This window comes from Nocardia sp. NBC_00508 (genome assembly GCF_036346875.1).
Taxonomy (GTDB): Bacteria; Actinomycetota; Actinomycetes; order Mycobacteriales; family Mycobacteriaceae; genus Nocardia.
Map to the genome: position 1 here is coordinate 7150293 of NZ_CP107852.1, position 12044 is coordinate 7162336.

The 12044-nt window shown below is 63.7% G+C and carries 15 protein-coding genes; 5 read left to right on the forward strand and 10 right to left on the reverse strand.

Annotated features, from left to right (window positions below; genetic code table 11):
- The first annotated feature begins 17 nt into the window (after positions 1-17).
- Genes OHA40_RS32165 through OHA40_RS32175 form a run of 3 tightly spaced genes read left to right on the forward strand, consistent with a single transcriptional unit; the run spans position 18 to position 2925 of the window.
- Positions 18-650, forward strand: coding sequence for an MptD family putative ECF transporter S component (locus OHA40_RS32165; RefSeq protein ID WP_330230560.1), 633 nt, complete (start codon positions 18-20; stop codon positions 648-650).
- Complete coding sequence (locus OHA40_RS32170; RefSeq protein WP_330230561.1) at positions 647-1417, forward strand: energy-coupling factor transporter transmembrane component T; 771 nt, start codon at positions 647-649, stop codon at positions 1415-1417. Before OHA40_RS32165 ends, OHA40_RS32170 begins: the two co-directional genes overlap by 4 nt.
- The gene (locus OHA40_RS32175) at positions 1414-2925 is read left to right on the forward strand and encodes an ABC transporter ATP-binding protein (RefSeq protein ID WP_330230562.1); all 1512 of its coding nucleotides are present in this window, start codon (positions 1414-1416) and stop codon (positions 2923-2925) included. The genes OHA40_RS32170 and OHA40_RS32175 overlap by 4 nt, the downstream gene beginning before the upstream one ends.
- A gap of 166 nt (positions 2926-3091) precedes the next feature.
- Here the strand turns inward: OHA40_RS32175 and OHA40_RS32180 are convergent, their stop codons facing one another.
- A complete protein-coding gene (locus OHA40_RS32180; RefSeq protein ID WP_330230563.1) occupies positions 3092-4357 on the reverse strand; it encodes a DUF418 domain-containing protein in 1266 nt (421 codons plus the stop codon).
- A 203-nt stretch (positions 4358-4560) separates the two neighbouring features.
- Here OHA40_RS32180 and OHA40_RS32185 point away from each other — a divergent pair, with 203 nt between their 5' ends.
- Positions 4561-4950: a hypothetical protein gene (locus tag OHA40_RS32185; protein ID WP_330230564.1), complete on the forward strand. Its 390-nt coding sequence runs from the start codon at positions 4561-4563 to the stop codon at positions 4948-4950.
- Between the two features lie 49 nt (positions 4951-4999).
- Positions 5000-6162, forward strand: a protein-coding gene (locus tag OHA40_RS32190; RefSeq protein WP_330230251.1) for an IS3 family transposase whose coding sequence is annotated in 2 segments (ribosomal slippage) — positions 5000-5284 and positions 5287-6162 — 1161 coding nt in all. Because the reading frame shifts where the segments join, the coding sequence is not laid out codon by codon here.
- A 77-nt stretch (positions 6163-6239) separates the two neighbouring features.
- Here the strand turns inward: OHA40_RS32190 and OHA40_RS32195 are convergent.
- The 9 genes from OHA40_RS32195 to OHA40_RS32235 are packed head-to-tail and all read right to left on the reverse strand — an operon-like array spanning position 6240 to position 11951.
- Positions 6240-6950 carry a hypothetical protein gene (locus tag OHA40_RS32195; RefSeq protein ID WP_330230565.1) on the reverse strand — a complete coding sequence of 237 codons (711 nt, stop codon included), beginning with the start codon at positions 6948-6950 and terminating at the stop codon, positions 6240-6242.
- A gap of 21 nt (positions 6951-6971) precedes the next feature.
- Entirely contained in the window at positions 6972-7883 is a 912-nt protein-coding gene (locus OHA40_RS32200) for a hypothetical protein (protein WP_330230566.1), read from the reverse strand.
- Positions 7877-8866, reverse strand: a complete 990-nt coding sequence (locus tag OHA40_RS32205) for a hypothetical protein (RefSeq protein WP_330230567.1) — start codon at positions 8864-8866, stop codon at positions 7877-7879. Before OHA40_RS32205 ends, OHA40_RS32200 begins: the two co-directional genes overlap by 7 nt.
- Positions 8867-8910: 44 nt before the next feature.
- Entirely contained in the window at positions 8911-9546 is a 636-nt protein-coding gene (locus OHA40_RS32210; protein ID WP_330230568.1) for a hypothetical protein, read from the reverse strand.
- Between the two features lie 23 nt (positions 9547-9569).
- Positions 9570-10469: a hypothetical protein gene (locus OHA40_RS32215; RefSeq protein ID WP_330230569.1), complete on the reverse strand. Its 900-nt coding sequence runs from the start codon at positions 10467-10469 to the stop codon at positions 9570-9572.
- Positions 10466-11161: a hypothetical protein gene (locus OHA40_RS32220; RefSeq protein WP_330230570.1), complete on the reverse strand. Its 696-nt coding sequence runs from the start codon at positions 11159-11161 to the stop codon at positions 10466-10468. Before OHA40_RS32220 ends, OHA40_RS32215 begins: the two co-directional genes overlap by 4 nt.
- Positions 11151-11279, reverse strand: coding sequence for a hypothetical protein (locus tag OHA40_RS32225; RefSeq protein ID WP_330230571.1), 129 nt, complete (start codon positions 11277-11279; stop codon positions 11151-11153). Before OHA40_RS32225 ends, OHA40_RS32220 begins: the two co-directional genes overlap by 11 nt.
- 56 nt (positions 11280-11335) lie before the next feature.
- Entirely contained in the window at positions 11336-11521 is a 186-nt protein-coding gene (locus tag OHA40_RS32230; protein ID WP_330230572.1) for a hypothetical protein, read from the reverse strand.
- Positions 11514-11951, reverse strand: a complete 438-nt coding sequence (locus tag OHA40_RS32235) for a hypothetical protein (RefSeq protein ID WP_330230573.1) — start codon at positions 11949-11951, stop codon at positions 11514-11516. Before OHA40_RS32235 ends, OHA40_RS32230 begins: the two co-directional genes overlap by 8 nt.
- Between the last annotated feature and the right edge of the window lie 93 nt (positions 11952-12044).

Consider the following 12044-nt stretch of genomic DNA (forward strand, 5'->3'; position numbering starts at 1 on the left):
AACACAGTTCAGCCGACATGAGAGCAGTAAGCACCGTGAACGTCGAATCCACCGGTCGCCGTATCGATTTCCGGATGAGTCCGAGGGATCTCATCAATATCGGAGTCTTCGGCGCGCTCTACGTCGTGACCGTGGGCGTATTCAGCCTGCTCGAATACCTCAATCCGGTGGCGACACTGGTATCGGTCGCGGCGAGCATCGTCGGGGCGGGTGTGCCTTTCATGCTGTTCCTCACCAGGGTTCGGCATGCCGGCATGATCACCGTCTTGGCCGTCATCGTCAGCGGTTTCATGCTGCTCATCGGAGGGCCGCCGATCGGTTTCGTCGTCGGGATGGCGGCGGCGGTGATCGCCGAGGTGCTGCTGTGGGTGGGCCGATACCGTTCGCGGCAGTTGAGTGTGCTCGCCTATGCCGTATTCAGCACCTGGTTCGTGGGGCTTTTTCTGCCGCTGTTCTATGCCCGCGACGAATTCCTGTCCAGCACGTCTATGCAGGAGAGGGGTGCGGGCTATATCGAACAGTTGGACGCGCTGCTCTCGCCGGCCGTGCTGCTCACCTTCGCCCTGTCCACACTTGTCTTCGGCCTGATCGGAGGTGTGCTGGGACTTCGGTTGCTGGACAAGCACTTCCGGAAAGCCGGACTGGCGTGAGCGGTACTTTCCCGCAGCCGGGCCGAGCCGCAACGGGCGAGACGGTCCCCGCCGCATCGACGGGGACCGTCCCACGGTGGGCGCCGGACCCGCGCACTGTGGTGGCGCTGCTGCTGGCCGCGAGCATCACCGTCATGGGGCCCGGGGGAGTGTGGTTCATTCCGGCCGCGCTGACTGCCGGTGTGCTGCTGGCGATCTCCGAGCGCGCCTGGCGGCGCGCGATCGGATTGCCGCTGGCCGCGGGGGCTGTTGCCGCGGTGGCCTACCTGCTGCCGTCGGTCGCCGCATGGCCGGTGGTCGGCGTCGCCGGGATCGTCACCGGATACGCGCTACGGCTGGTGGCGGTGGGAGGCATAGCCGCACACCTGATCCGCACCGTCTCACCGACCCGGTTCACCGCTGCGCTGCGGTCGGCGCGGGTGCCGTCCGCGGTCACGGTGTCCGGTGCGGTGATGCTGCGGTTCGCGCCCACCATCGTCGCCGAGGCGCGGGCGGTGCGTGACGCCATGCAGCTGCGCGGGCTGGGCGGCCGGTGGGCGATGCTGCGGCATCCGATCCGCAGCATCGAGTACTTCACGGTGCCGCTGATGGCGTCGAGCCTGCTTGCGGCCGAAGATCTTTCGGCGTCGGCGTTGTTGCGCGGGCTGGGCTCGCACACGCGGCCGACGTCGATGTATCCGCTTCGGTTCGGCCCCGCCGACGCGGTGGCCGGGGCCGTGGTCGTGATGCTCGTGGCGGTGACGGTGCTGTGGAGGTCCAAGCGATGATTCTCCTGAAGGATGTCCGGTGGACGTATCAGGGCGGCGCCACCCCCGTACTCGGCGGATTGGACCTGCACGTCCGGCGCGGTGAGACGGTGGTGGTGTGCGGGCCGAGCGGATCGGGCAAGAGTTCGGCGCTGCGGTTGATGAACGGCCTCATCCCGCACATCCATGCGGGGACCCTGCACGGGGAGGTCCGCGTCGGTGGGGAGCCGATCACCGATCTCGCGCAGGTCGGGCGAGTGACGGGCACGGTGCTGCAGCATCCGCGCCGCCAGTTCTTCACCGACGCGGTCGATGCCGAATTGGCGTTCGCGCTGGAGAACTTCGGTACTCCTCCGCAGCGGATCCGCGACCGGGTCGGCGCGGTCATCGCCGACTTCGAGCTCACCGATCTCGCCCACACCCGGTTGCGGGATCTGTCGGGCGGCCAGCAGCAGCGGGTGGCGTGCGCGGCGGCCGTCACCCATGAACCACCCCTGCTGCTGTTCGACGAACCGACCTCCAACCTTTCGCCGCAGGGCATCGCAGATCTCACCGCTACGCTGCGTCGGCTGCGAGACCTGGACGTGACCCTCGTCATCGCCGAACACCGGCTGCACTATCTGCGCGAACTCGCCGACCGGTTCGTGGTACTCCCCCACAATGGCCGAATCGGAAAGGAGTGGACCAGAGCCGAATTTGCCGGACTGACCGACCAGATGCTCCGCGCGGAGGGATTGCGCGGCCTCGAAACACCCGAAAGACCGGTATTGGCACCGGCTTTGGCTCACGGACCCAGCATCGGGGCTGGGCAACCCTTGCCGCAGGGCACCGCAGTAGAGGACCAAGTCGGCGAAAAGACTTCCATCGCAGCAACACCCGGCCCGGACGCGGTTGGTGGCGGTATCCTCCTCCGAGGGATCCGTTGCGCATTCCGCGGACGCCGCGTGCTCGACATCGTGGAGGCACATCTGCCCGGCGGCGCCATCACCGCCGTTACCGGCCCCAACGGTGCGGGAAAAAGCACCTTGGCCCGAATCCTCGCCGGGCTGCAACGGCACGCCGGTGAGGTGCTCCTCGACGGCCGCCCGCTGTCCCGCTCGCAGCGGCAGCGCGAATCCGCCATCGTCATGCAGGATGTACAGCGGCAACTGTTCACCGACAGCGTTACCGCCGAACTCCGGCTTGGTGCGCGCCAGGATCACGCGGGACATGCCGCCGCCGTGCTCGCCGATCTCGGCCTGGAGGATTTAGGCGACCGGCACCCGCTGTCGCTGTCCGGCGGTCAGCAGCAGCGCCTGGTCGTCGCCACGGCCCGCCTCAGCGGCCGCCGAATCGTCATCTTCGACGAACCCAGCTCCGGTGTCGACCGCCGCCACCTGCAATCGATCACGCGGGCCATGCGCGACATCGCCGCAGGCGGTGCGGTGGTCGTCCTCATCAGCCATGACGCCGACCTGCTCGCTCTAGCCGCGGACCAGGAGCTGCGTTTGCGTCCCATCTACACGGGCGCCGGAGCAAGCAAGGCGTAGGCCCAATAGCTGTCCGCCCACGTTGTCGATCACTCCGGACACCGGCTCCTGTACTTCGGTCAAGCCTCCGGAATCCACTTCCAGCGTCACCGACACGCCGCGAGGAGCTACAGTCGCTCGGCAATCACCGACAGCGGAACGCTCACAGTCGATTCCGGGCTGTTGATCAGACGCTCTCGTTTCGATCCTGCGAGAAGTCGGCCCGTTCTTCGTCGAATGCCGGTCGCTGCCCGTACGGAGGGGAATCGCGCTTCCATTGAGGTATGCGTGCATAGGTGGCGGCGCGCAGACACCATTCGACCGGTCCGTATGCATGCCGCGCCAGCCACCACCGGCTTGCCACCCCCAGCGATCCGAAGGTCAGCACGCCGAGTGCGATGACGACCGGCGCCGGAACTCGACCGGCCAGCGCTGGTCCGTACCCGCTATAGAGCACCATCAATACCACCGACTGCGCGATGTAGTGGCTGGCCGACATCCGGCCGATCGGCGCCAGCCATCCGATCGCGGCCGCGCAGCGGGGAGTCTGCGCCAGCCGGATCACCAGCGCCAGGTAAGCGAACGTCATCAGGGGGTTGACCAACTGCTGCACACCGCTCCAATTGGCGGGCGCAGATCCGATGCCCGCCACGTCGGTGAACGTCACGGCCGAAACAGGCAGCCCGACACCGAATCCCACGTACAGCACGAATGGTGTCCATCGCCGCACTCTCTCGGCGTCCTGCAACAGCCCGTTCTTGCCCGCGGCCATTCCGAGGAGGAAGAGTGCGAGGCTGGTGGCCCCCTGACCGAGCCAGGTCATCCGAACGAAGCGCGGCGCCACATCCAGCTGTACGGCCAGCGTGTCCAGCGCGCCACCCGCATACCCCGAACGCATCTCGGGGAGAAGCAGCCAAGTGCTCCAGTCTGTCGCACCTTCGGGCAGAAACGCCAGCAGGCTGAATGCCACGAAGAGCACAACGCCCGCGCCGACCGCGACGCTGGGCCGGATGCCCCGCAGCAGCAACAGAATCAGACCCAGCATCGCGTACAGCGTGAGGATGTCGCCGACCCACAACAGCAGTGCGTGGGCAGCTCCGATCAGAAACAGCGCGCAGCACCGGCGGAGCATTCTCATCGACCCCGACGCCCCGGCACGCCGTGCCGCCTCCATCTGAAGGGTGAAGGAGTAACCGAACAGGAACGCGAACAGGAGATAGAACCTGCCTTGGAACAACGCTTCCACCACGGCGTCGGTGACACGGTCGACCGGGCCGGCGTGCGTCCACAACCGCATCGGCGTTGTCGGCCCGTCGGATGACAGGATTCCGGTCAGAACGGCGGCATTGGTGATCAGGATCCCGAAGAGGGCGAAGCCTCGCGCCACGTCGAGAGTGACGACCCGCTGTGTGGTAGCGCCGACAGCGGACACTGATTCGATTGGGCGGGGCATGATTTCACTCTAGAAGAGGTCAGCTACACGATTTCTCGCGCCTGAACCCGGACATTCGGAATGTTTCACTCGAGCAATTGGGGCTGCTCACTGGGGCGCCGACACCGCCCATCCGTGGACAATCGGCTGGCAGCCCAGCTACCAGTCCGAGGGGCGCATTCGCCAGATATGTCCGCCAGGAACGGCCCGACGCGACCGTAGCGGTGCTCTATCAGAACGACGACTTCGGCAAGGACCTGCTCGACAGTTTCCGCGCGGCGGTGGCAGGCAGCGGGGTGCGGATCGTTGCCGGGCAGAGCTACGAGGTCACCGACCCGACCGTGGAACCGCAGGTGCGCAACCTCGCCGGGTCGAAAGCCGATGTGCTGCTGAACTTCTCGGGCATCACCGTGCCCGACGTACCGGCCGGGGTGCGCCCGTCCTGGTACGGGCTGACTCTGCGATACCGGGCCGACGAGCTGGGAGGGCTTCCCATACGGCGCTTCTACGATGCACTGCACGCGGAAGGGTGCCGCGAAGTAGACCGGCCCGGCTCCACGTGCCCGCTGAATCTGCTGCCCCTGTTCCAGCAACCGGGACTGCTGCACGGATAGGTGACAACCGAGTTGGCTTGCCCTTCGGGTGGGCTGGAAGGATGTCATCGTGCCGAAGCCCTATCCCCGTGAGTTCCGCGACGATGTCGTGCGTGTGGCTCGCAATCGCGACGATGGTGTGACGCTGGAGCAGATCGCCGCCGATTTCGGGATCCACCCGATGACGCTGTCGAAATGGATGCGTCAGGCCGACGTCGACGAGGGAACCAAACCGGGCACCAGCACGAGCGAGTCGGCCGAGCTGCGGGCGGCGAAACGGCGAATCCGGTTGCTGGAGCAGGAGAACGAGGTCCTCAAACGGGCCGCCGCTTATTTCGCGCAGGCGAACCTGCCGGGAAAATGATCTACCCGCTCGTCCGCGAGCTGGCCGAAGACGGGATCCCCGTCACGGTGACGTGCCGGGTGCTGAAACTGGCTCGTCAGCCGTACTACCGATGGCTGGCCGAACCGGTCACTGCCGCCGAACTCGACCAGGCGTATCGGGCCAACGCGCTGTTCGACGCCCATCGCGACGATCCCGAATTCGGGTACCGATTTCTCGCCGACGAGGCCCGCGCCGCCGGTGAACCGATGGCCGACCGCACTGCATGGCGGATCTGTTCGGCCCAGGGCTGGTGGAGTGCGTTCGGCAAGAAGCGACGCGGAAAGGGCAAGGCCGGCCCGCCGGTCCACGATGACCTGGTCCAACGCGACTTCACCGCTGAGGCTCCGAATCGGTTGTGGCTGGCCGACATTTCCGAACATCAGACAGGCGAGGGCAAGCTCTACATTTGTGCGGTCAAGGACGTCTATTCCAACCGGATCGTCGGCTACTCCATCGACTCACGCATGAAATCGGCGCTGGCGGTGCACGCGCTCAACAATGCGGTGGCTCGCCGTGGCGAGGTGGCCGGTTGCATTCTGCACACCGACCGCGGATCGCAATTTCGCAGCCGGAAATTCGTGCGAGCCCTGACTCGTCACGGCATGGCCGGGTCGATGGGCCGTGTCGGCGCGGCCGGTGACAATGCCGCCATGGAGAGTTTCTTCGCGCTGCTGCAGAAGAATGTCCTCGACCGCCGATCCTGGTGCAGCCGTGAGGAATTGCGCATCGCGATCGTCACCTGGATCGAACGGACCTACCACCGCCGCCGACGCCAAGCTACCCTCGGCCGTTTGACGCCGGTCCAATACGAGACCATCATGACCCCACCGGCCAGTCAGGCCGCGTGATCGAATCTGTCACCCGATCGTGCAGCAGTCCCGGGCTCAATCGGGGGGTATCGGTACTTCGCCGGTCGCTCCGCCAGTTACCCGCCACCACTCTGCCGGGAATTCCGCTCGCTAAGCCCGGAGGTATGTCTATGACACTCGATCATCCCTCGTACCCGTTCAATCTCGGGATATACCAACCAATCCCAACCACCCGGTTCAGCACCCAGCCACTCAGCAAGGTGCCGTCGGAAGAACTGCGAACGCGCCTGGCGCGAGTTGCCGATGTAGTCGTGTCCGTCGGTACTCATCACCAGATACGAACGTTCCTGTCGCTGAACACTGTCAACGGCCGCGGATAGCCAATCATCGGAGCCATGCAGGACGACATCCTCGGCGACGGATCTGACGAAGGCCTTTGGCTGGGCATCGGTGGCGATCAAATGGACGTGGGCGTGGTCGTAACAGGCGCCGCCTTTGTCCCGGAAGTCATAGCTGCCGTGCTCGAACAGCACCACGTTGCCACCGGCCGGGCCGAGCCGACCTTTCCATCGTTCGATCAGCTGTCGCAGATCAGTTCGTTCCTCGTTGTTGAACCAGCCTGCCGATAGCGTGTGCCGCTTGCTAACGATCAGCACATACTCCGGCACAAGCGCCCCGATGCAGGGAAACACCACGAAGTGCGGGGTTTCATCGAGGATGTAGTCGAGGCTGCCTTCCTGCGAGATACCAAGGTCATAGAACAAGTTGGACGACGTTCCGCCGCTAACCTCGCAGCAGAAGGTGCAGATGTCCGCTAGCGTGCTCATTGGTACTCCTAAAGGCAGGGATTAGAACAAGCTGGCCTGCGCCGAGCTTGGTTCGTTTTCGATCGCGTCGTCCAGCTCGATCAGATGGCCGATGAACTTGGATTCGTTGATCAGCACCAGATCTGAAGATCCGTCGCCGTCGTGGGACAGAATGGTGTGCCCAAGGGCGTCGATACCATCGATGACGTACTCGCCGGCGCCGTCGAATGATGGCGCAGCATCCAGCATCCGGCCGTGGTCGAGCAGCTTGTTGTAGAACCACTCACCGCCAGTCCAGGTGTCGGACAGGATCGTAGCGTCAGGAGGCAGACTGTCGACAGCCTTGGCCGCTGCGGTGGTGAGCGAACCTTCGAGGGTCGACCATCCATCCAGCGCGCCAGTTAGGGCACTCGTTTTGGCACTGCTGGACATCGCCTGCTTGAATCCGGCTGCGGACACGATGCGTTCGAGGTGACGGACATGGAGGCCGTCCGGCGAACTGGCGACGATTCGCGCCAGGATGGCTCCCTGTTCATAGAGGCGAGAGTTTCGCCGAGACAATGCAGCGGTTCCCACCTTGCATTGCCCAGTTCCGAAACAGGCGATGTAGAGCAGGTGGGGCTGGCCGATGTAGTCCCGAATCTGCACAGGCAATCCGTCGATAGATCCCTGATGCTGGTGGACAGTCGAGAAGCCTTCGAGAAAGCGGCACCGGTCACACTGTTTGCCGGTCCTCACAGCTGCGTGACCCGAGCATGGCTGCCTTGTGCTGGTTCCATTATCGAAGGTGAAATAGCCCAAGCAGTAGCGACTTTCATCGGCTATGCGAAACGCCAGTCGCTTGTTCGCGCCCGGCCAGTATTCAACCACACCGTTGGGCGAAATAGCTTCGTGGAACCACCGGCCATCTTCGCGCCAGCTCGAGCCGCAATACAGAAATGGTCCCCTCAGCATGTTTGAACTATACTCCTTCGTATCATTTGCTCTGCCTCCATAACCAACGATTTCCGTTGCGATGCAACGCGTTTCAAACGCTCGTCATACAGCCCCTGGCCGAAATCCTTGACGAGGTTATCCGTCACGAGATGCAAGTAGTCGAACGACGCGCCAGCCTTGACGGCCGCCCGTCCCATGTGCCCGATTTCGGGATCAACCACTTGACTCGATTGTGATGCCTCGACCGCCCACTCTCGGGTCTCATCGATCACCGAGGGCATCGTTACGTGACAGATGTCCCGCAGCGTCCGCCCTGTCGGCCGTACATACTGCAGACGGCCCTGCCAGCCAAACGGCACGCCATCGACTACGGAACTCTGACCGGTCGCCAGCCACTGATTCGGGGCCAGACTGGGATCGAGCGCTCCCAGCTTGCCGACGTACATCACCCACGAAGTGATGCCGCGGCGCAAGATCGCGGCGGTTAGGCTGCCGGAGAGATCGCCCCAGTAGCTGAACTCGCAGCCAAGCAGCAGGACCGTTGCTCCGGCAACCTCAATACGCTTCCAGCCGAAGCCGTGACAGTGGGTCCATGGCACCGATTCGGCCTCCTGGCGAAAGAGGTGTTGCACGTACCCGAGGATGACCAAATCGGCATCTGGGAGGGAGAGCGGCAACCAGCGGTCGATAAACCGTTCCACCTCGTACCGTCGCGGCTGTGTCAGCACGACCGGCCGCTGCTGCCCCCTGATAAGTCCCGCGGTAGCTATTAGCTTCGCGTAGTGCCAGGTGTAGTCGCGGCCGGGCGAGGCAACACAGTGGAGGAATCCGCCGAGGCGGATGAACTCAGGCCGGCGCCAATTGAACAACTTCGAATCCAGCGGCTTGGCGTTGAGCAGCAAGGCCAGCGAGGGCGAGCCGTACACCTTGATGGCCTGTACATCGCGCAGATCCAACTCCGGCACCTTCGGCAGTACGTAGCGATGCAACTGTTCGCCCATGGTGTGATCCGCGGGCGGTGTCGGAGGAACAATACGAGTGGCCATCAGCTGACCTCGACAATCCGCAGGAACGAGGAAGCATCCGGCGTCTCGCCAGATGGCATGTAGCGGACGTCGGTCAGCTCGTCGTCAATCTCCTCGGCCAGATCGCGCATCTGAACCCACGTGGCCTGCTGGTAGGTATCGAACTTCGTCGTGCCGCCCGGCTGGAACGCGCCGAACTCCGAGGGCTTCAGTTGTTTCGTTGATCGGTCTCCGGCCACAGCTCCCGGAGGCAGCAGTACGGTTCGATCGGGCCACGGCAGCTGGCGAAACACTCGGTCAGCCGCAGCACAGATGGCCAGTGATTCGTGCATTCGAAACCGCGCCCAGTGCTTGATGGCCCAGCCGTCTGTGACAACGAAGGGGGCCGCCCTGCCAGCTTGGGTGATGACGGTTTCGTAGTACAGCCAGAACCAGCTGGCCAGACTATGCAGCCAGTACCGGGTACCGTACTCCCAGACCGCTTCCTTGGGGTCGTAGTCCCAGACGAGTTCCCGCAGGGCGATCAGCCGCTGGTTTACGAGCAGCGAATTGTCGAGTGCTTGTTCAGGCTTGTCGTCACGAACCAGGATGCGGGTCCGCTCGAGGTCGATCTCTTGCAGTTGACGGGCAAGGGTGGTCTTACCTGAGCCGTCCACACCGTCAATTGAAACCCAGTGCATTACCATCGCCTCACTTCAAACCCATGCTGCCGCAGGGTGATTGCCATGTGGGAGAGCAGGCCGGATCGGACGTACACCGTCTTCACGCCTGCCGCTTGCAAGGTGGCCACGAACGCCAGCAGATCGCTGTAGCGCTCCCGGCCGATACTGACAGCCAGCCGGACAGCCGTCGTCTGGGGTGGTGCCTGTTGGACGGACGTTAGAATGGGAAGGTGCATCGGTGCCGTCGGTTGGACGTCAGCCGGAACCGACAGCCCCTTGGTGTGGATGTTCTGAGGCGATAAGCCATACCGACGGGCGTAGTGCAGTTTGACGCCCACAACATCGGTGCCGACCGCGTCCCGCAGCTGTTGCAGTTCGCTGGCGTTCTCGCCGACCCAGCGCATCACATCGCTCAGCTGCCAGTCTTCGACTCGGGCCTGCTGCACCACATATCCGGTGGAAATCATCCAGTACTTAGCAGGTTGGGCTGCCACTGGACCGCGCAGCCGGACGCAACTTTCCTCGGCAGGCGTCAGCGTCATGGTGGTGGGTTCGGCCTGGTTGTCCAGTTCCCAGATACCTGGGACCAACTCCGCAACGTAGGTGTGTTCGGCCACCGCCAGTTCCACGGAGAAGAGCAGATCGTCGTAGGGCTGCACCACCACGGTGCTGACGCCATCCCCATGGGCCTCATTTAGCCACTGCTCGGCGTCACCAAGGTCGCAGCCGATGATCCGCGGCAGATTCTGGTTCTCGTCATTGCCGCACACCCGGAGCGTGAACCGTGAGGCATTCGGCAGCTGAGTGCGGATGGCGTCGACGGGATCGGGCGACGGCAGATGCAGTAGGAAGGCAGGCAACCCGTCCAGGTGGAAGCGTTGGAACAGTTCGACCGCCTGGGCTTTGGTGATCGTCACGACTGCACCTCGTTCACCAGAGGTGCTGTCACCGGCCGGGCCTGAACCGCGAAGACGCTCCGACCGTCGAACACCCACTCGATATCCACAGGCATCCGCATGACGGCGTAGATTCGGACGGCAAGATCTTCAATCTGAATTGCAAACCGCTGGTACTGGACTGAGTCGTGGTCGATGAACTCCCATTCGCGAATGCCATCCTGGGACACCAGCCTCAGTTGAGGTACTTCTCCGCCGGTCGTCGCCAGCGGCGTGTCGTAGTTGCCCTCCACCAACAGTGATTCCGGCGTCTTGAACGCGACGCCACCCAGCACGCACGGGATCTGCTCCTGGAGGATGCAGCAGCGTCCACCCTCGTAGCGGTTCAGGTCTGGCTCGATTTCTTGCTCTATCACGCGGATGAGATGTTCGGCTGACGGTGGCAGACCCGTTAGCGACACGGTTCGGCCGGCCCCGGCGTCGTCCGTCCGATCTTCGGCCTGGGTTGATGAGCGCAGCACGACGCGATCGGATGTCAGCGCGGTTAGCCAATTGCCGAGGATGCTTCCTCGCCACAGGCCAGTCACGGCACCGGGCTGTAGGCACAGTGCAGGAGGAACCGATAATCCTTCGGTCGCAAGCCGACTGAGTTGGGCCGCCTTGTTGCCCCAAAGGTTCGGCGCCAGAGGCGCGTTGGCGAGATCAACAATCACGAAGCTGCTCCTTTGTTGGCGATGAATTGGATCTGGTCATGAAGTCGATGAGGGCTCTGGCGTTGGCGAAGCCGAAGACGCGGGCGACGACTTCCAGGTCCCGCATCGTCAGTTCCATGGCAGCTTCCGTGCAGGTGGATGCAGTGCCGCCACGACGACGGTGGATCGTTCGCGTCATGGCCACCGCCAGAGGCGTGCACATGGCAGTAGCGGCAGATCATCTCGGATGTCGTCGTCGGTGCTCGCAATCACTCCGACGGAAGACGCGGCGTGGGCGAAATTCAGCGCGGCATCCCGCTCGGCGCGGAAGTCGAGCGGCGGGAAGCCCTCGAGCTGCACACGGATATGGCATTCAGACATGGCCTACCCTCCTGGGAGACAGGGCACTACTGCGCTGGTCCGATCTGGAGAGCGTCGATGGCACCGGGACGATGAACCAGGTCGCCTTGCCGGTCGTCAGCCTTGTTCGATCCCACCGAACTGCTGGATACAGAGTGGCGACGGGCGGTGTTGGGATGTTGACCTCTGTGGGGTCTTCGACGGCAAAGCCGATGACGCCACTGCGCAGCCACAGCACGCAGCGGATAAGCGGAATGTTGTCTTCGGGTTCCGGTCGGTCGTGCTTCGAAGAACCGATGGTGCGAACGACCGCATCAACCAGATCTCTTGTCAGCGTTTCCATCACCGAGGAGACATGGGACAACCCCCAGTGGGACAGTCTGAGCTGCACGAGATTGCACGCACACCGGACCGCGGTCGGTTGTGCGATGAGAAGCAAATCGGTTTGCATGCGGCCACCCCTGGCAGATTTGGTAGGGGGCACCCTGACGTTCAGCGAAGTGCGGAGTGTCGGCAACCCCGTGAATGTTAAGTGCCGATTTGA

Excerpts from the sequence above, each read along its gene's own strand:
- OHA40_RS32225 (WP_330230571.1), bottom strand. The coding sequence starts at position 11,279 with ATGGAACTGACGATGCGGGACCTGGAAGTCGTCGCCCGCGTCTTCGGC.
- OHA40_RS32230 (WP_330230572.1), bottom strand. The coding sequence starts at position 11,521 with ATGTCTGAATGCCATATCCGTGTGCAGCTCGAGGGCTTCCCGCCGCTC.
- OHA40_RS32175 (WP_330230562.1), top strand. The coding sequence starts at position 1,414 with ATGATTCTCCTGAAGGATGTCCGGTGGACGTATCAGGGCGGCGCCACC.
- OHA40_RS32205 (WP_330230567.1), bottom strand. The coding sequence starts at position 8,866 with ATGGGCGAACAGTTGCATCGCTACGTACTGCCGAAGGTGCCGGAGTTG.
- OHA40_RS32200 (WP_330230566.1), bottom strand. The coding sequence starts at position 7,883 with ATGCTGAGGGGACCATTTCTGTATTGCGGCTCGAGCTGGCGCGAAGAT.
- OHA40_RS32195 (WP_330230565.1), bottom strand. The coding sequence starts at position 6,950 with ATGAGCACGCTAGCGGACATCTGCACCTTCTGCTGCGAGGTTAGCGGC.
- OHA40_RS32165 (WP_330230560.1), top strand. The coding sequence starts at position 18 with ATGAGAGCAGTAAGCACCGTGAACGTCGAATCCACCGGTCGCCGTATC.
- OHA40_RS32180 (WP_330230563.1), bottom strand. The coding sequence starts at position 4,357 with ATGCCCCGCCCAATCGAATCAGTGTCCGCTGTCGGCGCTACCACACAG.
- OHA40_RS32235 (WP_330230573.1), bottom strand. The coding sequence starts at position 11,951 with ATGCAAACCGATTTGCTTCTCATCGCACAACCGACCGCGGTCCGGTGT.